The 18706-nt window shown below is 68.8% G+C and carries 24 protein-coding genes; 12 read left to right on the top strand and 12 right to left on the bottom strand.

From position 1 onward, the window contains the following. Positions 1–26: 26 nt before the first annotated feature. Positions 27–296 carry a hypothetical protein gene (locus ACGF3C_RS15610; protein WP_393222379.1) on the top strand — a complete coding sequence of 90 codons (270 nt, stop codon included), beginning with the start codon at positions 27–29 and terminating at the stop codon, positions 294–296. A 47-nt stretch (positions 297–343) separates the two neighbouring features. On the opposite strand, the gene ACGF3C_RS15605 is transcribed toward ACGF3C_RS15610, so the two are convergent. From ACGF3C_RS15605 to ACGF3C_RS15595, 3 genes are all read right to left on the bottom strand, one after another. Next, positions 344–562, bottom strand: a complete 219-nt coding sequence (locus ACGF3C_RS15605; protein WP_393222376.1) for a DUF397 domain-containing protein — start codon at positions 560–562, stop codon at positions 344–346. Between the two features lie 122 nt (positions 563–684). Continuing rightward, entirely contained in the window at positions 685–876 is a 192-nt protein-coding gene (locus ACGF3C_RS15600; protein ID WP_393222373.1) for a DUF397 domain-containing protein, read from the bottom strand. Further along, the gene (locus ACGF3C_RS15595; protein WP_393222370.1) at positions 863–1669 is read right to left on the bottom strand and encodes a helix-turn-helix transcriptional regulator; all 807 of its coding nucleotides are present in this window, start codon (positions 1667–1669) and stop codon (positions 863–865) included. The genes ACGF3C_RS15600 and ACGF3C_RS15595 overlap by 14 nt, the downstream gene beginning before the upstream one ends. A gap of 241 nt (positions 1670–1910) precedes the next feature. On the opposite strand from ACGF3C_RS15595, the gene ACGF3C_RS15590 reads away from it, so the two are divergent. Together ACGF3C_RS15590 and ACGF3C_RS15585 are read left to right on the top strand one after the other, a co-directional pair. Further along, positions 1911–2186 (top strand): hypothetical protein, encoded by a 276-nt coding sequence (locus ACGF3C_RS15590; protein WP_393222367.1) that lies wholly within the window; start codon positions 1911–1913, stop codon positions 2184–2186. After that, positions 2183–2437 carry a hypothetical protein gene (locus tag ACGF3C_RS15585; protein ID WP_357194540.1) on the top strand — a complete coding sequence of 85 codons (255 nt, stop codon included), beginning with the start codon at positions 2183–2185 and terminating at the stop codon, positions 2435–2437. The genes ACGF3C_RS15590 and ACGF3C_RS15585 overlap by 4 nt, the downstream gene beginning before the upstream one ends. Before the next feature lie 61 nt (positions 2438–2498). Here ACGF3C_RS15585 and ACGF3C_RS15580 read toward each other — a convergent pair whose 3' ends face one another. From ACGF3C_RS15580 to ACGF3C_RS15565, 4 genes are all read right to left on the bottom strand, one after another. Then, a complete protein-coding gene (locus ACGF3C_RS15580; RefSeq protein ID WP_393222363.1) occupies positions 2499–5294 on the bottom strand; it encodes a TIM-barrel domain-containing protein in 2796 nt (931 codons plus the stop codon). Positions 5295–5464: 170 nt separating this feature from the next. Beyond that, the gene (locus tag ACGF3C_RS15575; protein ID WP_393222361.1) at positions 5465–5836 is read right to left on the bottom strand and encodes a hypothetical protein; all 372 of its coding nucleotides are present in this window, start codon (positions 5834–5836) and stop codon (positions 5465–5467) included. A gap of 47 nt (positions 5837–5883) precedes the next feature. Further along, complete coding sequence (locus ACGF3C_RS15570; protein WP_393222358.1) at positions 5884–6039, bottom strand: hypothetical protein; 156 nt, start codon at positions 6037–6039, stop codon at positions 5884–5886. A gap of 207 nt (positions 6040–6246) precedes the next feature. Then, positions 6247–7149 carry an expansin EXLX1 family cellulose-binding protein gene (locus ACGF3C_RS15565; RefSeq protein ID WP_393222355.1) on the bottom strand — a complete coding sequence of 301 codons (903 nt, stop codon included), beginning with the start codon at positions 7147–7149 and terminating at the stop codon, positions 6247–6249. A gap of 399 nt (positions 7150–7548) precedes the next feature. On the opposite strand from ACGF3C_RS15565, the gene ACGF3C_RS15560 reads away from it, so the two are divergent. Then, positions 7549–8778 carry an MFS transporter gene (locus ACGF3C_RS15560; RefSeq protein ID WP_357222161.1) on the top strand — a complete coding sequence of 410 codons (1230 nt, stop codon included), beginning with the start codon at positions 7549–7551 and terminating at the stop codon, positions 8776–8778. Positions 8779–8820: 42 nt separating this feature from the next. Here the strand turns inward: ACGF3C_RS15560 and ACGF3C_RS15555 are convergent, their stop codons facing one another. Then, entirely contained in the window at positions 8821–9414 is a 594-nt protein-coding gene (locus ACGF3C_RS15555) for a TetR/AcrR family transcriptional regulator (protein WP_357222159.1), read from the bottom strand. 117 nt (positions 9415–9531) lie between these two features. Between ACGF3C_RS15555 and ACGF3C_RS15550 the strand changes: the two genes are divergently transcribed. The 3 genes from ACGF3C_RS15550 (at position 9532) to ACGF3C_RS15540 (ending at position 12695) form a co-directional block, all read left to right on the top strand. Further along, on the top strand, positions 9532–10368 hold the full coding sequence (locus ACGF3C_RS15550) for an SDR family oxidoreductase (protein WP_393222351.1): 837 nt from the start codon (positions 9532–9534) through the stop codon (positions 10366–10368). Between the two features lie 158 nt (positions 10369–10526). Beyond that, positions 10527–11753: an epoxide hydrolase family protein gene (locus ACGF3C_RS15545; RefSeq protein ID WP_357222154.1), complete on the top strand. Its 1227-nt coding sequence runs from the start codon at positions 10527–10529 to the stop codon at positions 11751–11753. Then, positions 11754–12695, top strand: coding sequence for a redoxin domain-containing protein (locus tag ACGF3C_RS15540; protein WP_357222152.1), 942 nt, complete (start codon positions 11754–11756; stop codon positions 12693–12695). Here the strand turns inward: ACGF3C_RS15540 and ACGF3C_RS15535 are convergent. Then, a complete protein-coding gene (locus ACGF3C_RS15535; RefSeq protein ID WP_357222150.1) occupies positions 12682–13566 on the bottom strand; it encodes a transglutaminase domain-containing protein in 885 nt (294 codons plus the stop codon). The genes ACGF3C_RS15540 and ACGF3C_RS15535 overlap by 14 nt on opposite strands. A gap of 66 nt (positions 13567–13632) precedes the next feature. Between ACGF3C_RS15535 and ACGF3C_RS15530 the strand changes: the two genes are divergently transcribed. Next, positions 13633–14235, top strand: a complete 603-nt coding sequence (locus tag ACGF3C_RS15530; protein ID WP_357222148.1) for a GNAT family N-acetyltransferase — start codon at positions 13633–13635, stop codon at positions 14233–14235. A gap of 14 nt (positions 14236–14249) precedes the next feature. Here ACGF3C_RS15530 and ACGF3C_RS15525 read toward each other — a convergent pair whose 3' ends face one another. Both ACGF3C_RS15525 and ACGF3C_RS15520 read right to left on the bottom strand, forming a co-directional pair. Next, entirely contained in the window at positions 14250–14768 is a 519-nt protein-coding gene (locus ACGF3C_RS15525) for a hypothetical protein (protein WP_357222146.1), read from the bottom strand. 39 nt (positions 14769–14807) lie between these two features. Beyond that, complete coding sequence (locus tag ACGF3C_RS15520) at positions 14808–15446, bottom strand: GrpB family protein (RefSeq protein WP_357222144.1); 639 nt, start codon at positions 15444–15446, stop codon at positions 14808–14810. Positions 15447–15589: 143 nt separating this feature from the next. Here ACGF3C_RS15520 and ACGF3C_RS15515 point away from each other — a divergent pair, with 143 nt between their 5' ends. Genes ACGF3C_RS15515 through ACGF3C_RS15505 form a run of 3 tightly spaced genes read left to right on the top strand, consistent with a single transcriptional unit; the run spans position 15590 to position 17771 of the window. Then, positions 15590–16462, top strand: coding sequence for an AraC family transcriptional regulator (locus tag ACGF3C_RS15515; RefSeq protein ID WP_357222142.1), 873 nt, complete (start codon positions 15590–15592; stop codon positions 16460–16462). Between the two features lie 20 nt (positions 16463–16482). Then, positions 16483–16815 (top strand): helix-turn-helix transcriptional regulator, encoded by a 333-nt coding sequence (locus ACGF3C_RS15510; RefSeq protein WP_357222140.1) that lies wholly within the window; start codon positions 16483–16485, stop codon positions 16813–16815. Then, complete coding sequence (locus ACGF3C_RS15505; RefSeq protein WP_393222344.1) at positions 16809–17771, top strand: hypothetical protein; 963 nt, start codon at positions 16809–16811, stop codon at positions 17769–17771. Before ACGF3C_RS15510 ends, ACGF3C_RS15505 begins: the two co-directional genes overlap by 7 nt. Positions 17772–17774: 3 nt before the next feature. Here ACGF3C_RS15505 and ACGF3C_RS15500 read toward each other — a convergent pair whose 3' ends face one another. Then, entirely contained in the window at positions 17775–18272 is a 498-nt protein-coding gene (locus ACGF3C_RS15500; RefSeq protein WP_393222341.1) for an NUDIX domain-containing protein, read from the bottom strand. 174 nt (positions 18273–18446) lie between these two features. Here ACGF3C_RS15500 and ACGF3C_RS15495 point away from each other — a divergent pair, with 174 nt between their 5' ends. Then, positions 18447–18650, top strand: a complete 204-nt coding sequence (locus tag ACGF3C_RS15495; RefSeq protein WP_091409533.1) for a hypothetical protein — start codon at positions 18447–18449, stop codon at positions 18648–18650. Positions 18651–18706: the final 56 nt, after the last annotated feature.

The raw sequence follows: 18706 nt of genomic DNA, 5'->3' as shown, positions 1-18706 counted from the left end.
TCCTGAATGCTACCGCCAATTACAAAATGCTTGCACTCGGTCATTTCCGCGACAAGTCTGCTGCCGCGTCGACGCCGGTTCGCCTAGGAGGATATGCGGAGATGGGCACATCGAAGAGCGAAACCGGGAAGAGGAAGCCCTCACCGCTGCGGGGGCTCCTAGTTGGCATCGTCATCCTTCTGCTGATTCCCGGTACCCGGGACGTGGTAATCGACCTCGCAATAAACGTCGGCTGGGTGATCTTGGCGATCTCCTTCTTCGCCCTAATCGTGATCGCCATGTTTAAACCGCGGTAGCAACAGCACAATCAGCCCAACCCGAAGCGCGCCCGCCTTGGACAGAGTTAATTGCTCCTATATGCCTGGGTCGTTAACGGCCGCTTGGCGAGCTGCGAGACGAACGCAGCCCAAGCGGCCGGGGCGAAGGTCAGTGATGGTCCGGCGATGTCTTTCGAGTCGCGGACGGCCACTGCGCCGGGCAGGTTGCTTGCCACCTCGACGCAGTTCCCGCCGCTCGCGCCGCTGCGGCTGGACTTGCGCCATCTGGCGTTACTGAGGTCCATGAGGGCTCTCACACTTCCTTCAGCAAGTCGATGGATTGCCGGCGCAGCAGCGCGGTGATCTGGGACGTGGTCGGTTGCGGCACTTTGGCCCGGCGCAAAGCCCTTCGCGCGCTTGACCTTGCTTAGGGCCGCGCGCCGGCCTGAGCGACGAACGCCCGCCAAGCCGCCGGACCGAAGGTCAGGGCCGGGCCGGACGGATCCTTGCTGTCCCGGACACCGACGACGCCGGGCAGGTTGTCGGCGACCTCGACGCAGTTGCCTCCGGACGATCCGCTGCGTCGGGACTTGCGCCAGATGGCGTTAGTGAGGTCCATGATGGCTGTGCACTTCCTTCATCAGCTCGTTGGACTGTCGGCGCGGGAGTGCTTCGTTCCTCACGTTCTCCCACCTCGTCTGAAGAGTATGTAGCCCATCTTCGGTGTCGACCACGATCCCGCCCAGCTGATTTTCGAGGTGCCCGACCCAGGCGCCGTCGCCGGCCCGGGCCAGCGCGAACGGCCCGGACAGCCCGATGTGGAGGCCAGCTCCCGCCGGGATCACGTGGACGTGGACGTGGGGCAGCTCGGCGACGGTGATGAGGTGGGCGACCTGCTCGGCCATGATGCCGGCGTGCTCGTCGCCCGCGCGGCGGAGCGTGGACTCATCCAGCACTGCTACCACCTGCGGTGGGCTGTCACCGGTGAGGATCTTGTGTCGGCTCATCCGGGCGCTTACCTGTTGGTCGACCTCGGTGGCCGACATGAGGTCGTTCAGGCGCATCACGACGCGGGCGTAGTTCTCGGTTTGAAGCAGGCCCGGGATCAGTAGTGGCTCGAAGAGACGAAGCTGTCGGGCCCCGCGCTCGGCGTCCAGCCACGGCAGAAACCACGACGGCGCGCCGAGTTTCACCACCAGGCGTCCGAACAATCCGTCGTTGTTGAAGGCGCGGTCGGCTCCCCGGATGAAGTCCATCGTCAGTGCTCGGGTGCCGCTTTCCACGGCGCTGACATGTGAGGCGCTGAAGCCCGCTGCCCGGCCGAACGAATCTTGTGTCATCCCGGACGCTCCACGAGCGCGGCGGATCTCGCTCACGATGAAGTCCGCGAGGGGACTCGGTACGTCAGCCATTCAACGCCCCTCAACTCAAAGATCGACTACCCGACGTGCCACACGTCTGGAGCCTGTTCTGCCAGCTCTGGCCCGGACGCCGGAAGCACCTTCCGAGCGTAGTGGTCTCCACAGCAGAGTGTCACCAGGCGGCGCGGCTGGCAGGCCCACGAGATCCGGTGGTCGCGTTCGCAGCGGGGCCGCTCCCGACAGGCGAGCACTCACGGGAGCGGCCCCTTCCCAACGGCACCAAGGGGAGACAGTGCCCGACGACAAACCCGAGAAGCCCCTGAAGGCCGGGAACCCGAGACACCTGACCACGGCGGCGAGTTTGCAGTTTCTGCGCCTCATCTTCGTACGCGTCATTCGCGAGTTGCCCGAGCGGCACACGTACCACGGTTGGGTTTGGATTGAGGGTTACCAGCTGAACGCGGCGGGCGACGCGGTCGCGCACCGCGAGTTGTCCGTGCGGCGCGCAGGCGTGCGGATGCGGGCCCTGCCGGCCAGACGCCGCCGACGTCCGGTGCGGGTCGGATGATCCCGCACCTGCCGATGCGCCCGGCGTGGCTGTGCCGCAACTGCGCCGCGCCCTGGCCGTGCGGCCCGGCTCAGCTCGCGCTCGTGACCGAGTTCTACGGTCATTCGATCGCGTTGGCGTTCTACCTGGCGGCGTCGATGCAGGAGGCGACCGATGACATGTACGGCCTGGGGCTGCGCCCGGACCTGCCGGCGCTGCACGCCAGGTTCCTCGGCTGGTTGTCGCGGGCCCGTCGGTCCCACCGGCGTTGAACCAGAGGACGCCGGCCGGGTGGGTTGCCCCCACCCGGCCGGCGTTCGGATCCGTGGAACGTCAGTGCTTCTTGAACACCGGCATGGTGTCCAGCGTGGTGGTGATGTTCTGCGTGGTGCCGCCCCGGTACGTCTTCCCGGTGAAGATGTCCGTCCAGTTGTCGCCCGGCGGGAACCACACCGACGTGGTGGCGGTGGTGCCGGGCGTGGTCACGGGTGCCACCAGGTAGTCCGGGCCGTAGAGGTACTGGGAACCGGCGGTGGCGTACGCGGCCTGCTCATGCGGGTACGCGAGGTACATCGAGCGGACGATGGGCGTACCCGTGCGGGTGGCCTCCTTGGCGGCGGCGTAGGTGTACGGCTGTAGTTCCTTGCGCAGGTTGAGGAACTTCTTGGCCGACTTGTTGGCCTCCGGGCCGTACTGCCAGGGCAGCCGGTCGCTGTGGTTGGAGTGCAGCCGGTCGATGGGCTGGAACGTGCCGAACTGGACCCACCGGGCGTAGAGGTCGTCGGGCAGCTTGGTGCTGCCCGGTTCGCTGCCCGGCTCCTGGAGGCCGCCGGTGTGCCCGCCGATGTCGTGGCTGACCGCGGCGAGCCCGGTCGCGGCCGACTCGCCCGGCGTGTAGCCGACCTCCATCTGGAGGGTCGACCAGTCGGAGGTGGTGTCGCCGGTGAAGTGCAACGTGGTGCGCTTGTCGGCCCACGGCCCGGTCGGCACCGGGGTCGGGCTGCTGTAGCCGCCGGCCTGCAACGAGCCGTACGCCCGGGAGAAGGCGAAGCCGGTCTTGTCGGCGTACTGCTGGTTGATCCACGCGTCACCGGTGACGCCGGCGAGCGACGACGTCGTGTTGTCGCAGCACCAGTCCAGCCACCACAGGTCCGGGCCCTTGCTGCCCTTGGGGATCATTCCGTCGTGCAGCTGCATGTACGCAGTGAGCTGGTCGGGGTCGCCGAAGTCGAACGCGTAGCAGTCGGGGCCGCCGTTGCAGCCGACGCGCTGGAGCTTGCCCTTCGCGGTGGCCTGCGCCTGGGCGAACTTCGGGTCCGAGCCGAGGATGCTGGGGTGGATGTTGATGCCGGTGTGCAGACCCTGCTTCCTGGCCCAGTCGAAGAACGCCTTCGGGTCGGGGATGCGGGTGGGGTCGATGCTCCAGCCGTTCCACTTGTCCGGCGCCTTGACGTCCGTGTCGAGAACAAGAACATCAAGGGGTACGCCTTCGGCCTTCGCCCGGGCCACCAGCTCCTGGAATTCGGTGGCGGTGCGGTCGTAGTACTCGGAGTACCACACCCCGTACGCCCACTTGGGCAGCAGCTTCGTGGGCCCGGTCAGGGTCGACAGGTCCTTCAGGCCACGGGTGAAGTCCTGCCCGTACGCGAAGACGTAGCCGTCCTGCTCGGGCGCCGGCCGGGGCTTGGTGGTGCTCAGGGCCGAGGCCGAGTCGTCGAGCAGGTACCAGCCGTCCTGGTAGAGCAGGCCCGGGGCGGTGAGCGCGGAGCCGGTCACGCCGTCCAGGCCCCGGCGGTAGCCGCCGAGTGGCGCGTGCGGGGCGAGCAGTGGGGAGCCAGTGCTCGTGACGGCGACAGTGTCGACGTTGACGTTGCAGCTGGCGTCCGTGGGGCAGCCCAGCGTCACGGTGTTGGTGCCCCGGTCGAGGTGGACCGGTACGGAAACGGTGTTCCAGTAGTCCCACCCGCTGGTCGGCGGAAGGGTCGCCGTGACCGGAGCGGCCGTTCCCGCGGTGACCGACATGGTGCGCGTCTGGCTCGGCTGGGCTCCGGCCTGACCGTTGGCGTAGCGGATCTGCACCTGGTAGTCACCGGCGGACGGAACATCCGTGACGGTGAGGGCGGCGGCGGAGGTGGTGCTCTCCAGGCCGGCCAGGAATCCCGTACCGGATGCGCCGTTGTGGTCGTTCGCGGGCCTCGCGCCGCCGGTCAGCGCGCCGGTCTCGGCCTCTCCCAGCGTGCCGAACCGCAGAGGTTGCGGCTGTGGCGGGGTCGGTGCCGGGAACGGATCACCCGGGTTGACCACCGCGAGGCTGTCGACGTTCACGTTGCCGGAGTCGTCGGGACCCCGCACGACGCTGATCTCGTGTCGGCCGGCGGTGAGGTCGACCGGCACGGTGGCCAGGCCCCAGGTGTCCCAGTTGGCGGTGGGCGGCAGCGTCAGCGTGTGGCCGGCGTCGCCGTCGACCCGAACCGTGAGGGTGCGGTCCACGTTCTGGCCGTCGCCGCCGGTGCTGTTGGCGTAGCGGACGGTGAGCTGCTTCGTGCCGGCCGCCGGGGCGTCGAGCGCGAAGGTGACCGAGTCGCCGGCCGCGGCGAAACCGGCAGCGAAACCACGCCCGGTGTACCCCTTGTGGTCGGTGGCCACGCCGGGGCCGTTGAGCTGTAGCGATTCGGCCTCGCAGAGCGCGCCGAACGCACAGGCCGGGGCGGTGTGGCCGGCCCACGGCTGGCCCTGCACGGTCTGCTTGCCGGCCTTGAGCTGCACTGTGAGGTTGTCGGCGGTGAACGCGCCCGAGCCGACCCGGTACCGCACCGTCATCGCGCCGGTGTCGATGGTGAGCCAGCCGTGGTCGACGCGCTTCGTGAAACGCGTACGGGGGAAGTCATCGCGCCCGATGGCGTTGAAGGTGGCGGCGTCGGTGAACCTGCCGTCCTTCTGGTACTCGGTGCGGATCAGCGTCGGGGACAGCACCTCGAAGCGTGCGTCACCCGAGCGTACGGCGTCGTCCTGCGCCCGATGGTGGCTCGCCTGGGCCGGCGCGGACGGGGCGAGCGCCAGCCCCGTGATGAGGATGCCCGCTGCTGCGGCTGCTGTCGCGCGGCGACGGTGTGAGTTCCGATAGAGCAAGATGCGCTCCTCGTCTCATATGGAGGAAATGAGTCGATGACAACGCTGTCACTCGCTCGAAACGCATGTCAACAGGCCTCGGACGGTGTCCCTTCTCTCTTTCGTCACCTGCCGTACTCATCCGGCAGGCGTCGCTGCGCACTGTGACGTGGACCCGCGCGACGACCAGTTCAGGCGTACGGAGTCCAGGGCTCGGGCTGTTCGGCGTCCCAGCCCAGCTTCTCGAGTGCCCGCAGGACCGCGCCGACGCGGGGGGTCCAGAAGAGCAGGACCTGGTCGCGCTCCTCGACCTCGAAGGCGACGGCGGTCGCCGGCAGCGGGAACCGCCGGTGAAACGGATGGTGGGCCACCGCGGCGACGTAGAAGTGCTCCAGGGTGTCCGACCCGGTACTTGACGTGAAGGTCACCGTGCTGTCGTCGGCGTGCAGCCGCACCGTCGGCCAGACCATTCGCCGGACAGCCCTGAGCGTGTCGCCCTGGGTGAAGTCGAGGCGGTCAACGTAGGTGAGACCGCCACGCGCATCGAAGGTCTCCGAAATCATCGCTGGATGGTACGGCGGGCATGAGGGTCTGGGCCCGGCGGTGGCAGCTACCAGATGTGCGCGCGTTCGTCGATGAACCAGGTCGGTTCGCCGAGGAAGGTGTCAGCCGGCACCGCGCCATGGGCCAGGTTGAGCGTGTCCAAGCGGTACAGCCACGCACCACCACTCATCCCGACGAACCGGTAGTTGATCTGCCAGCGCAAGAACCTCTAGCGACCGAGCATCGCCGTGTGGACGCCGTGGTGCAGTGGGTTCGTACGTCGTGGACAGATTCGCCCTGCCACTCGGCTCTCATGAAATTGGGGTGTCCGACGGCTGGGGAAGGGCCGACTTCCTGAAAGCCGAGTGGATCAACGGTCGTCCGGGCTCGACCGACGGCAAGGCGGTGGGCTACCTGACCGTGCAGACGTTCAGCAGCGGGGGCGGTCGAGTGGCGCGGCACCGGCGAGGGCTTCGACCGTCGTCGTGGGTGCGACCGATTCCGTTGCAGTCGGTGAGGGCGCTGCGCTGGGGGTCGGCGGGGCCGAGGGTGAGTTGCTGGGCGTGGGGGAGGCGCTGGCGAGGGTGGCCGTGCTGCGTTGCACCTGCTTGGTGACCAGGCGGATGCCGGTGGCGGTCGCCTGGCGTCCGTACACGTCGGTGACCCTGATGCTGTAAGGCCCGGGGCCGATCCCGCCCTCGATGGCCCAGTGGTTGTCGCTCTGCCGGGCGGCCTTGCGGAAGCCGCCGCCCGACCCTTTCGCCTCGACCGAGCGCAGTGGGTTGCCGTGGTTGCCGACCTGCACCGCGAACCAGTATGTCGAGGCACCGCCCTTCATCCGGAAGGTGAGCCCTCCGTCGAGCGGTGGGTTCACCACCGCCCGGTACGTCACCGACGCGATGCCCTGAGACCGGTCCGCGATCCTGCTGAACGCCTCGGTGGACAGGTCGATCTTGCTGGGCCCGCAGCCGCCGCACTGGTCCATCACCATCACCCGGACCTTGCCCTTCGGGCCGCTCACCTCAAGGTAACTGCCGCAGGCCGCCGATCCGGAGTACTGGGATGCGCCGAGGGCCACGTAGAGCCGGTCCGCCGGTGGGCCCGGGAAGGAGCAGTTGCCGCCCGAGCGGCCCGCGTCGTAGAAGCTGGCCTTTCCCTTGTGGACGGCGTTGCCCGACGGCGGCGCGGCGCAGGCCGGGGTGGCGCCCCCGCGCACGACGAGGGTGATGCCGAGGGTGGCGGCCAGGGCGGTGATGCCAGCACCGGCCAGCCAGTGCCGGACCCGCCGATTCGACCGGGGCGTGCTGGCCGGGGTGTCGTTCTCGGGTTCCATGCCTGGTGCCGTCACGGCGCCTGATATTGCCGCACCAGGCTGAGGCATCGCAAAGGCGGTCACTCGCTGGGTCTGCGGGGTCGCCGCCCGTTGAAGGAGCGGTGAAACGGGTGTGCCCTGAAGGGCGGGACGGCGGATCAGTCGCCGTGCCGGCGGAGGCGTAGTCCGTCGAGGGCGGTGGTGACGACCTGGTCGGCGTGCTCGGCGGGTGTTGCTGGCCATCAGGTTGTCGACGGGGTGATGTAAGCAGTCGGGCGCTGACGTTGAGTGGCTTGCGCGTGGGTACAGTCGTGGCCGTGAAGTTCGCGATGGACGTGAGACAGGGCTAGCTCCCGCGGGTCTTTGAGGCGCGCGGGCGATGGATGCTGCCCCTGCTCACCTCTTTCGCGAAGGTCTTGAATGTCTGTCCACTCCGGGCGGCGCGCTATTGACGCGTCGCTTACTGCTTCTCTTGTGTTCGTTTCCATCGGAAGCGGACTGTTCCTGCCGCTCTCGCTGGTGTTCTTCGTCGAGCTCACCGACATCCGCCTGAGCATGCTGGGCGTTCTCGTGGGGCTCGCGGGTTTCACGTCCGTGCCGGTGCCCGCCGTGGCCGGCCGCTTGGCCGACAGATACGGTGCACGCCGACTCGTCCTCGCCGCGCAAGGCATTCAGGCGCTCGCCTATCTCGGCTATTCCCTCGCCCGAGACCCGCTGAGCGTCTTCGTCGTCACTGCGATCATGTCGATCGGCGGCCGGCTGTTCTGGTCGACGATCTTCGCGGCGCTCGCTGATCATGTGCAGGACGGCCCCAGGCAGCAGCACTGGTTCGCGCTGGCGAACATCGCCCGCACCGCGGGGATTGCGGCAGGCGGGATCATCACCGGCGTCGCGCTGACGGTCCCGGGCACGCGGGTCTATATCGTGCTCGCACTCCTCGCCGCCGGCTGTCTGGCGGCATCCGTCCTGCTCATGCTGCCTGTCGCACGGTCGCGAGCGCGCGCACGGGTTGCCGGCGCAGCGCACGCTCAGGGGACGGTGCTGCGTGACGGGCGTTTTCTCGGTCTGCTTTCGACAAACGTCGTCTTCGCGATCTCGACGCTCCTCCTGGGCCTGACTGTGCCGGTGGTCATGAACACGGCGCTGGACGGCCCGGGATGGGTCAGCTCCGTCGTGCTGGTCGGGAATGCGCTGCTCATCTCTGGCTTCGGCATCATCGGCGCCCGCCAAGCGGGTCGCCGCGAACCGTTCGCCGTGCTGCGGACCGCGGCCGTCACATGGGCTGCGGGCTGCGCGCTGCTGGCGTTCGCGGCATCCTCGGCGCTTCCGTTCGCGGTCGCTCCTCTCGCTGCGGCGGTCCTCGCGTTCAGTCTCGCCGAGATCCTCCATGCGCCGACATCGGTCGCCATCGTCAGCAACATGGCACCCGAGGCGGAACGGGGCGACTACCTGGCCGTGTGGCAGTACTCGTTCATGGCAGCCGAGATCGGCGGCCCCATCCTCTTCGGCACACTGTTCACGCTCCACCACAGCGCGCCGTTCATCGTCGTGCTCGCGCTGAATCTGGTCACGATCCCCGCGCTCCGCGTACTGGGCCGCCAACGCGGTCGCGTGGCGCTGGCCTCGACGGGCTCCCGCGATGATGATTGATGCGGCCGCGTGAGCCACCGCAACGCACCCGTCAGGCGGTTGTCATGGGCGGGGGCGCAACCCGTCGAGGGCGGTGGTGACGACGAGGTCGGCGTACTCGGCGGTGAGCGGTCCGCTGCGCTGCAGCCATCGGCTGAACAACGGTCCCCAGATGAGGTCCACCGCCACGTCAAGGTCGATGTCGTCGGCGAGTTGCCCGGCCTGCTGGGCGCTGCGCAGGCGTTGCCGTTTGGCCTCCTTCAGCGGCCCGTCCAACCGCTCGGCGTAGGCGGCCGCCAGCTCGGGGTCGAGCGCGATCTCGGTGGCCAGGGCGCGCATCGGTTGCTCGTACCGGGGATCGTTCATCTCCTCGACCGTGGCGCGGAGCACCACTGTCAGGTCGGCTGCCAGGTCGCCGGTGTCCGGCAGCGTCGGCGGCTCGCCCTCGGCACCCTCGCTGAGCATGAGGAAGGCGTCGAAGATGACAGCGCCCTTCGACGGCCACCAGCGGTAGATGGTCTGTTTGCCGACGCCGGCCCGCGCGGCGATGCCCTCGATGCTGAGCTTCGCGTACCCCGTCTCCTGGAGCAGGTCGAATGCCGCGGTGAGGATGGCGCGGCGGGAGGTCTCCCGCCGCCGGGCCGTGTTGGGCGTCATGGGCCGAACGATAGCACTTAACGAGACGAACCGTCTCGTCTTGACGGCGGTCGTGTCGCGCGCCTAACCTCGATCAAAGCGAGACGGACCGTCTCGTCTTGAAATGAGGAGAAGCGCATGCGTACCTGGTTCATCACCGGTGCCAGCCGCGGCCTGGGCCGCGCCTTCGCCGACGCCGCACTCGACCGGAGTGACCGGGTGGTCGCCGCCGCCCGGACCATCGCCCAGGCCGACTTCGACGAGAAGTACGCGGACAAGCTGTTGGCCCTGACCCTCGACGTGACCGACCGGTCGGCGGTCATCGCCGCCGTGGACACCGCCGTCGAGCACTTCGGCCGGCTCGACATCGTCGTCAACAACGCCGGCACCCTGTCCATGGGCATGATCGAGGAGTTCACCGAGGCCGAGGCGCGCGCCCAGTTCGAGGTCAACTTCTTCGGCGCGCTCTGGGTCGGTCAGGCCGTGCTGCCGCACCTGCGCGCCCAGCGGTCCGGCCACATCGTGCAGGTCTCCAGCGTCGCCGCGCTCGGTGGCTTCCCGAGTACCGGCCTCTACAGCGCGAGCAAGTTCGCCCTGGAGGGCATGAGCGAGGCGCTGGCGATGGAGGCGGCGGCCTTCGACGTCACCGTCAGCATCGTGCAGCCGGGCGGCTACTGGACCGACCTCTACACCAGTCTGAGCGCCACCACCCCGATGGACGCCTACGCGCCACTGCGCGCCGAGCTGGAGCGCCAGTGGGCGGAAGGCTCGATCGACAGCGAACCCCGGCTGGCCGCCGAGGCGCTGCTGCTCCTGGTCGACAGCGAGGATCCACCGCTGCGGCTCCTGCTCGGGAGCATGGTGTACGACCTGGCGTTCGACATCTCCCGTCGGCGGATGGACACCTGGGCGGGTTGGGAGCAGGTCAGCCGAGCCGCCGAAAAGGCCGTCGCGGCCCCTGGACCGCACCAATGAGAGGGCTGCTCGTATCGCCACGAGCGGCAGGTCCGTCGTTCTAGGCTCCGAGATATGGCGGCGGCGTGCCCAATCCCATTGGCACATAAGTCCGGGCAGAGCCTTCACCCCATGATTTCTCCTCGCGAGGCGCAAACCTAGACGGAGAGGAAACACGCATGGCTGTCAAAACCAAGACTCGTCCGGGCACCACGGAGATTCGACCGTTCTCGGTCGACATTCCTCAGGCCGACCTTGATGACCTGAAGAGGCGCATCAAGGCCACTCGCTGGCCGGACAAGGAAACGGTGAACGACCAGTCACAGGGCGTGCCACTCGCGACGATTCAGGCCGTCGCCCGCTATTGGGAGAAAGAGTACGACTGGCGCAAGGTCGAGGCGCGGCTGAACGCCGTACCGCAGTTCATGACCACCATCGACGGGGTGGACATCCACTTCATCCACGTGCGCTCGAAGCACGAGGACGCGATGCCGCTCATCGTCACCCACGGGTGGCCGGGCTCGGTGATCGAGCAGATGAAGATCATTGAGCCGCTCACCGACCCCACCAAGCACGGCGCGAGCGCGTCGGACGCCTTCCACCTGGTGATTCCGTCGCTGCCCGGCCACGGCTTCTCCGGCAAGCCGACCGAGTCGGGATGGAACCCGCAGAAGATCGCGACCGCCTGGACGGAGCTGATGAAGCGGCTCGGCTACAACCGGTTCGTCGCGCAGGGCGGCGACTGGGGTGCGGTCATCGTCGACCAGATGGGCATCCAGGCGCCTCCGGAACTGCTCGGCATCCACACCAACATGCCCGGTGCGATCCCACCCGAGATCGACCTGTTGTTCCAGGGCGACACCACCGGTGCGAACAACGCCATGGGCTCGCTGCCGTCAGGGCTCTCCGACGACGAGATGCGTGCCGCCGAGGAAGCCAACTTCGTCTGGAAACACGTCGCGTACGCCCTCATGATGGCGACACGTCCGCAGACGCTGACCGGGCTGGCCGATTCTCCGGTCGGCCTGGCGTCCTTCCTGCTCGACCACGACGCGAAGAGTCTGGCCCTGATCTCGCAGGTGTTCGACGGGGCCAAAGCGGGCCTCACCCGCGACGACATCCTCGACAACATCTCGCTCTACTGGTTGACGAACACCGCGGTCTCCGCGTCCCGTCTGTACGCGGAGAACAAACTCTCGTTCTTCGCCGCCAAGGGCGTGAAGGTTCCGGTCGCCGTGAGCGTCTTCCCCGACGAGCTGTACGAGGCGCCACAGAGCTGGGCCGAACAGGCGTACTCGAATCTCATCTACTACAACAAGCTCGACGTGGGCGGGCACTTCGCAGCCTGGGAACAGCCGAAGGTCTTCTCCGAAGAGCTTCGCACCGCCTTCCGGTCGCTGCGCTAGATGGCCGTGCACCTGCCCCCGCTCAACGGGGCGGCCGAGTGGCTCAACTCCGAGCCACTCGGCCCCGCCGACCTGGGCGGACGCGTCGTCCTGGTCAACTTCTGGACGCTGACCTGCATCAACTGGCTGCGCCAGGAGCCGTACGTGCGTGCCTGGTCGCAGGCATACCGCGATGACGGGCTGGTGGTCATCGGGGTGCACACCCCGGAGTTCGGCTTCGAGCACGAGGTCGACTGGGTGCGGCGGGCGGTGGCGGCCCGATCGATCGACTACCCGGTGGCGGTCGACAACGACTACGCGATCTGGAGCGCCTTCGACAACCACTACTGGCCGGCGCTCTACTTCGTCGACACCGACGGCGTCATCCGCGACGAGCACTTCGGCGAGGGACGCTACGAGCAGTCCGAACGGGTGCTCCAGCAACTGCTCGGTATCGAGCGCGAACCCGTACCCGTCAACGGGCTCGGTCCGGAGGCGGAAGCCGACTGGAACAACCTGCGGACGCCCGAGACGTACCTCGGTTTCAGCCGAGGCGAACACTTCGCGTCGCCGAACGGCCCGGCGCTCGACGAACGTCGCGCCTACCAGGTGCCGGAGAGCCTCGGCCTGAACCAGTGGGCGCTGGCAGGAGAGTGGACGATCGGGTCGGAGAACGTCGTGCTGGACCAGGCCGGCGGCGGCATCGCCTTCCGATTCCACGCCCGCGACGCGCATCTCGTGCTGGCCCCCGGGGCGGGAGGGCCGATCCCGTTCCGCGTGCTGCTCGACGGCGACCCTCCCGGCCCGTCACACGGCGTCGACGTCGACGAGAACGGCAACGGCGTACTCCAGGACGGCCGGCTCTACCAGCTCGTCCGCCAGGACGACGCGGTCGGTGAGCGGACCCTGGAGATCACGTTCGACGAACCCGGGGCGGCCGCGTACGCCTTCACCTTCGGCTGACGCGCAGATCGACAGTGCTCACGGTGCCGGAGACCGGCGAGATGCTGTGCACCTGCGGGCCGGGGCGGAGCCGGGCGTCGCTGGCGTACCGGTCGGCGAGGGCCTTATCCGCGGTCTCGTCGCCGTCGTCGGCGGCGAGCAACAACGCGGCGATCTCGTCCACGAGCGTGAGGTCGGCGGTGGTGATGTCCTCGGTCATCGCGCCGAAGCGGTCCCAGAGCAGCAGTTCGTCCTTCTGCCGGTGGGCCAGCTCGATCAGGACGTAGTCGTGGATGAACCAGTCGCCTCGGATCGGCAGCTCCGGGCTGACGCCGTAGCGCTCGGGGTCGATCGTCCCGGCCCGGTACGCCGACCACACCCGCGCCGCCGAGTCGAAGAGCCCTGCCTTCGGGTCGATGTCGTAGCCGTCGAACCCCCAGTCGCCGGCTGGGTCGAGCTCCGGGTCGGCCCAGACCCACCGGTCGCCGTTCCAGTACTCCACCAGCACGTGGTCGTGGTGCCAGTCGGGCGCGAAGTACGAGGCGAAACCGACCCGGCTGCGGCTGGGAATGCCGTGCTGACGCAGCACCGCGACCGAGAGCAGCGTGTGGTCCCGACAGCAGCCCGCCACGCGGTCGACGGCCGGACGCTCCGCCGCGAGGGGCAGCGGAAAGCGGGACTGGTCAGTGTCGAGGATGCGGTCCACCCAGCGGCAGTTCACCTCGTCGAGCCGATCGTCGGGCAACTCGACGCCACCGGCCCGGTAGTGAACGATCACGTTGCGGGCGGTCGCCGCCACGGTGGGAAAGTCGGTCGCCACGGCATCGAGGAGCCCGCTGTGCCGACCCGGGTCGCTGTACGTGGAGTGTTTCCGGTAGTCATCGAGGTCCATGCGACCAGTCTCCGGTCCGCCACCGTGTCAGGGTCAAGGCGCTCTTCCCGACTAGTGTCGACTGCTGTGACGACGCCCGAGATCACCATTGCCACGCCCGCCGACCGCGCCAGAGTTGTCGACACGCTCGTCGCCGCGTTCGTCAAGGATCCGATCCTGCGGTGGCTGTTCCCCGATGAGGAGACCTATCCCCGGTACTGCGCCGCCTTCTTCGGGCACCTCTTCGACAAGCGGGTGCACCAGAAGTCGATCTGGACGATCGGCGGGGGTGCGTCGGTCGCCCTCTGGGACCCGCCGACCGGGCAGCCGGCTGCCGGCACGGCTGCCGGGCCGGCCGCTGCGCACGGGGTGCCGGAGGTTTCTCCGTACCCGGCCGACGTGCTGGCCCGCGTGCAGGGCTACGACGACATCGTGCACGACGCCCTGCCGGCGTTCCCGTTCTGGTACCTCGGTGTCCTGGGCACCCACCCGGACAACGCCGGACGCGGTTGGGGTCGTGCCGTGATGCGGGCCGGGCTGGACCGCGCTGCCGCCGACGGCCTGCCGGCGATCCTGGAGACCAGCAAGCCGGGCAACGTCGAGTTGTACCGCCGGGCCGGCTGGGAGGTGATGAGCTTCCTGCCGGAGCCCGTACCCACCTGGCTCATGATGCAGCAGCCGCCGCGCTGATCAGACGGCGCGCCTCACCCGAGGGTGAGCGGGACCGGTTGCCCTTGGCGTACGTCGAGGACCGCTCGCTTGCCCAGCGGCTGTGCCAGGTTGAGGGTCGCGTTTCGCGGGGAGCCCAGAAGGGGGCACACCTCGCCGCTGTTGTGGTGCTGCGCGATGACGATGACCACGACGGCGTTGGCCGACTCGACCGACTCCGCGTGGTAGTCGGCGCCACAGCGTCCGGTCGCCGGCCCGAAGGCGCCGGTGAAGTCGACGGCCAACTGCGTACCGGCCCCGCTTGTGGTCGCCGACTCGATGGCGATGCCCGGCGGGGAGTTCCATGGTGGTGGTGTCGGGGTGACGGCGCCAGCGCCGCCTGCGTCGACGACCGCCTGGTCGTATCGGGCCAGAGCCTCCCGTGCCTGCTGACGCAGCTCGCCGAGGCTCTCACCGCGGGGTAGCGCGGCGTCGACAGTGGCGTTCGCGTCGGTGTCACAACCAGCAAGCATCGACACCGCCACAACCCCGACGACCCAGTGCCAGCGCGCCATCGACGACCCCTTTGTCCGGCAGAGTGACCGCCAGGATTATCAACCCTCGGCCCGGGACGTTCGGCCCTCCTGCTCGACCTCGGCGTCCGAGCCGGCGAAGATGCGCGCGTAGATCTCGTCGATGACGTCGTTCTTCGCGAGGCTGTAGTCGCGGGGCCGGTGCGCGGTGTCCCGCACGAGGCGGCGCTTGGTCGCGGCGTACCGCTCCCGGTCGTCCGGATGCGAGCGCAGCCAGTCGCGGAAAAGCTGGTGCCGGACCGGTTCCGGAGCACCCTGCGGCCAGACGTGCAGGTTGACGTCCTCGGCGGGGCTGAGCAGCATCCGGTGCCCGTGCCACCAGGGTTCCCGAAGGACAAGCCGGTACCCGAGCCGTTCCAGGGCGGGGAGATAGGTGGCCTCGTCGGCGGTGTCCTCGATGACGAGGTCGACATCGATGACGGGCTTGGCGGCGAGCCCCGGCACCGCCGTCGATCCGACGTGTTCCACCCCGATGATCAGATCACCGAGCGCCTCGGTGAGCGACGACCGGACGTTGACGAACCGCTGCGCCCAGGACGGGTCGTACTCCTCGATGACGACGGACTCCCACGTCCGCGGTGGCTCGCCCACCAGGCCGGCGTCGACCTGTTCGGGGGTGCCGTGGAAGCGCTGCACGACGTTCTGCGGGTACTCGGCCACGTCGACCTCCTCGGGAAGCGAAGTCCGCCAGGCTACGACACGGCGGTCGCTGTGGCCGCACCCGACCGATGCGGGCATCGGATGTCGGGTGGGCGACCGACCCCGCGACCTAACGTCGGTGTTCGAAAGGGAAGGAGGCCCGGGTGCTGGATCGGCTCAACGAGGCCATGACGTACATCGAGCGTCACCTCGACCGGAAGATCGAGGTGGCGGAGCTGGCGCGGATCGCGCTGACGTCGGAGTACCACTTCCGGCGGCTGTTCTCCGCGTTGGCCGGAATGCCGCTGTCGGAGTACATCCGTCGGCGTCGGCTCACCGTCGCCGGTGCGGACGTGCTGGCGGGGGAGCGGACGTTGCTCGACGTCGCTGTGCACTACGGCTACGGCTCGGCGGAGGCGTTCGCCCGGGCGTTCCACGCCGTGCACGGCGTGGGGCCCGGAGAAGCTCGGCGTACGGGGGCAGCGCTGCGTGCCCAGCCCCGGATGTCCTTCCGACTCACAGTCGAAGGGAGCGGCAGCATGGAGTACCGGATCGTCGACAAGGACGCGTTCGCACTGGTGGGGCGCAAGGCCCGGGTCCCGCTGGTGCACGAGGGGATGAACCCGGCGATCGTCGCGTTCATCAGGAGCATCGACAAGGAGACGACCGAGCGGATCGAGGCGCTCTCCGATCAGGAACCGAAGGGGATCGTCAACGTCAGTGACAACCTCGCCGACAGTCGGCAGGAGGGCACCGAGCTCGACTACTGGCACGGGGTGGTGACCGGCACCGAGCCGCCGGAGGACCTGGACGCACTGCCGGTGCAGGCGGGGTCGTGGGCGGTGTTCACCACCTCCGGCGCGTTTCCGCAGGCGGTGCAGTTCCTGTGGCGTGACGTGTTCACCCAGTGGTTTCCGTCCAACCCGTACCGCAGCCGACCTGGACCGGAGATCTCCCGGGTCCGGGTGTCGGCGGACGGAACCCAGGCGGACGCCGAGCTGTGGATTCCCGTCGAACGGGTACCCACCCCTATGTAGAGTTCCGATACAGTGGTCGGATGCGGATGACCATTCCGGTCGCGAAGGTGCTCGCGGCGCTGCTCGCCGACCCCGACGAGCAGCGCTACGGGCTCGACCTGATGCGATTGACCGGCCTGCCCAGCGGCACCCTCTACCCGGTGCTGCACCGGTTGCAGGGGGCCGGCTGGCTGGCCGCCGACTGGGAGGCGATCGATCCCGTCGCGGCCGGGCGGCCGGCCCGCCGCTACTACCGACTGACCGCCGTCGGGGTGACGCAGGCCCGCCAGGCGCTCGCCGACCTGCGGGCCGCTATCCCCGACGGCCGTCGCTCGTGGGGCGGCACCGAGCCCACCGGAGCACCGGCGTGGTGACCCGCCGGGCCGCCGAGCTGCTGTTGGAGTTGGCCGCGCGCCGCTGGCCGGCCGAGGTTCGCGACGACCTGCGCCGCGAGTGGGCCGCCGAGCTGCACGTACTGGCAAAGAGCGGTCACCGGACGAGGATGCTGGGCTTCGCGGTGAGCCTGGCCGCCAGTCGGACCGGCGCCCCGATCGTCGACCGCCGCCTGATACGCGGTCGGATCGGTCGCACCGCCGCCGCCTTGCTGCTCTCCCCGATCGCCTGCGTCGGAATCGTGCTCGCCAGTGCCTTCGCCCTCATGCCGATCGAGCGGATGGTGACCCAGGACTGGTCCCAGCGGGTGCAGAAGCCGATCTGGACGGCACTCACCATCGGGTTGGCGGTGCTGCTGGCGGTGTTCGCCGCGCGCTGGGCCCGGCACACCGCACTCGACGGCCCGCTACGCATCGCGCTCGGCGTGGTGCTTCCCATCGGCGCGGTCGGTGTCGTGTTCCTCTCTGCCATCTCCCCGGACCACCCGGTCACCTTCGTACCCGGGCTGCTGCTCTGGTTGGCCGGCCTGACGCTGGCCCTCTGGGCCGCGGCGAGCCTCGCCTCCCGCAACCGCCTCCGGGTGGCCTGGTGGGTGGGCATCCTCGGCGCACTCGCCGCCGCCGACCTCGCGGTGATTCTCGCCGTCGTCGACGTCATCGCGGCGGGCCGTCGCGCCGGCCCCGTCAGCAGTCCGACGCCACTGGGCGGCGTCGACTGGATCTCCTCACCGCTGTGGCTCCTCGCCACCTGGACGGAATGGAACATCAGCCTGCCCCGACCCACCATCTCGTGGGAGATCTTCCACATCGTCATCAACGAGGTGCGGGCGGAACCCATGCTCTACCTGGCCTGCACACCGTACGCGCTCGCGTACACCATCCGGGCGGCCCGATCGGCCCCCGCCGAGCCGGTCGCCCTCGCGCCGACCCCGGCGTGAACCTCAGTCGGGTACGTCGTCCCACGTCGTACCCGGCTCCAGGTAACCGGCCACCTGCTTCTCGCGCAACGCGTACGCGATGACCAGCAGGGCGTGCTTGTCCAGCTCGGGCAGCCGGTCCAACGGGAACCACCGCACGGCCAACGACTCGTCGTCGTTGACCCGGGCGGTGCCGCCGATCGCCCGGCACAGGAACCCCATGTTCAGGTATTCACAGCGGTCCCCGTTCGGGTACGTGTGCGGGTGCGACACGGCGCTGGACATCCGCACCGGCGCCACGTCCACGCCCGTCTCCTCGCGCACCTCGCGGACCAGCGCGGTGGCCGGCTGCTCGCCCGGCTCGACGAAACCGCTGATCACCGACCACCGCCCGTCGTCGGCGCGTTGACCGAGCAGCAGCTCACCGGCCTTGTTGCGGACCACCGCGCTGACGCTCGGCAGCCAGAGCAGGTCGTGGCCGACGTGCTTGCGCAACCCCAGGATGTAGTCCGGTATCGCCATCCCGCGATCATAGAGGTGCCCACAGCGGGGCTCACCTGCGCATCTTCTGGTGTTCCAGTCCCACGCGTTTCGCCATTTCGGCCCGACGAACGCAATGCATATCTACTGTGGAGATCGTCGGCGACTTGTGCGATCCGGTGGCGGCCGGCCGGTTCGCGGTGCACAGTGATTCCCATGAGCGACAGCGGACGTGGTGGGCAGTTCTACTGGTGCACCCGGCATCACCGGGTCGAGACGGACTCCAACGTGTGTCCGGCGAAGCACGTTCTCGGTCCGTACGACTCGGCGGCCGACGCGGAGAACGCCCTGCAACGAGTGCAGGAGCGGAACGAGGCGTGGGATGCCGAGGACGCTCGTTGGGCCGGGGACGACAGATAGGCGGCGCGGGACGGCTCGCGCCGAGGTTTTCGTGCTCCGCGAGGACGCACGCGAGA

The organism is Micromonospora sp. NPDC047762, from assembly GCF_043204655.1.
Taxonomy (GTDB): Bacteria; Actinomycetota; Actinomycetes; order Mycobacteriales; family Micromonosporaceae; genus Micromonospora.
The sequence above is the reverse complement of the archived record's forward strand: the minus strand, read 5'-3'. Positions and strand labels throughout refer to the sequence as shown.

Bases quoted from the DNA above. Each gene is read 5' to 3' on its own strand.
- ACGF3C_RS15610 (WP_393222379.1), top strand. From the start codon at position 27: ATGCTTGCACTCGGTCATTTCCGCGACAAGTCTGCTGCCGCGTCGACG.
- ACGF3C_RS15605 (WP_393222376.1), bottom strand. From the start codon at position 562: ATGGACCTCAGTAACGCCAGATGGCGCAAGTCCAGCCGCAGCGGCGCG.
- ACGF3C_RS15600 (WP_393222373.1), bottom strand. From the start codon at position 876: ATGGACCTCACTAACGCCATCTGGCGCAAGTCCCGACGCAGCGGATCG.
- ACGF3C_RS15595 (WP_393222370.1), bottom strand. From the start codon at position 1,669: ATGGCTGACGTACCGAGTCCCCTCGCGGACTTCATCGTGAGCGAGATC.
- ACGF3C_RS15585 (WP_357194540.1), top strand. From the start codon at position 2,183: ATGATCCCGCACCTGCCGATGCGCCCGGCGTGGCTGTGCCGCAACTGC.
- ACGF3C_RS15575 (WP_393222361.1), bottom strand. From the start codon at position 5,836: ATGATTTCGGAGACCTTCGATGCGCGTGGCGGTCTCACCTACGTTGAC.
- ACGF3C_RS15565 (WP_393222355.1), bottom strand. From the start codon at position 7,149: ATGGAACCCGAGAACGACACCCCGGCCAGCACGCCCCGGTCGAATCGG.
- ACGF3C_RS15560 (WP_357222161.1), top strand. From the start codon at position 7,549: ATGTCTGTCCACTCCGGGCGGCGCGCTATTGACGCGTCGCTTACTGCT.
- ACGF3C_RS15555 (WP_357222159.1), bottom strand. From the start codon at position 9,414: ATGACGCCCAACACGGCCCGGCGGCGGGAGACCTCCCGCCGCGCCATC.
- ACGF3C_RS15550 (WP_393222351.1), top strand. From the start codon at position 9,532: ATGCGTACCTGGTTCATCACCGGTGCCAGCCGCGGCCTGGGCCGCGCC.
- ACGF3C_RS15545 (WP_357222154.1), top strand. From the start codon at position 10,527: ATGGCTGTCAAAACCAAGACTCGTCCGGGCACCACGGAGATTCGACCG.
- ACGF3C_RS15540 (WP_357222152.1), top strand. From the start codon at position 11,754: ATGGCCGTGCACCTGCCCCCGCTCAACGGGGCGGCCGAGTGGCTCAAC.
- ACGF3C_RS15535 (WP_357222150.1), bottom strand. From the start codon at position 13,566: ATGGACCTCGATGACTACCGGAAACACTCCACGTACAGCGACCCGGGT.
- ACGF3C_RS15525 (WP_357222146.1), bottom strand. From the start codon at position 14,768: ATGGCGCGCTGGCACTGGGTCGTCGGGGTTGTGGCGGTGTCGATGCTT.
- ACGF3C_RS15510 (WP_357222140.1), top strand. From the start codon at position 16,483: ATGCGGATGACCATTCCGGTCGCGAAGGTGCTCGCGGCGCTGCTCGCC.
- ACGF3C_RS15500 (WP_393222341.1), bottom strand. From the start codon at position 18,272: ATGGCGATACCGGACTACATCCTGGGGTTGCGCAAGCACGTCGGCCAC.
- ACGF3C_RS15495 (WP_091409533.1), top strand. From the start codon at position 18,447: ATGAGCGACAGCGGACGTGGTGGGCAGTTCTACTGGTGCACCCGGCAT.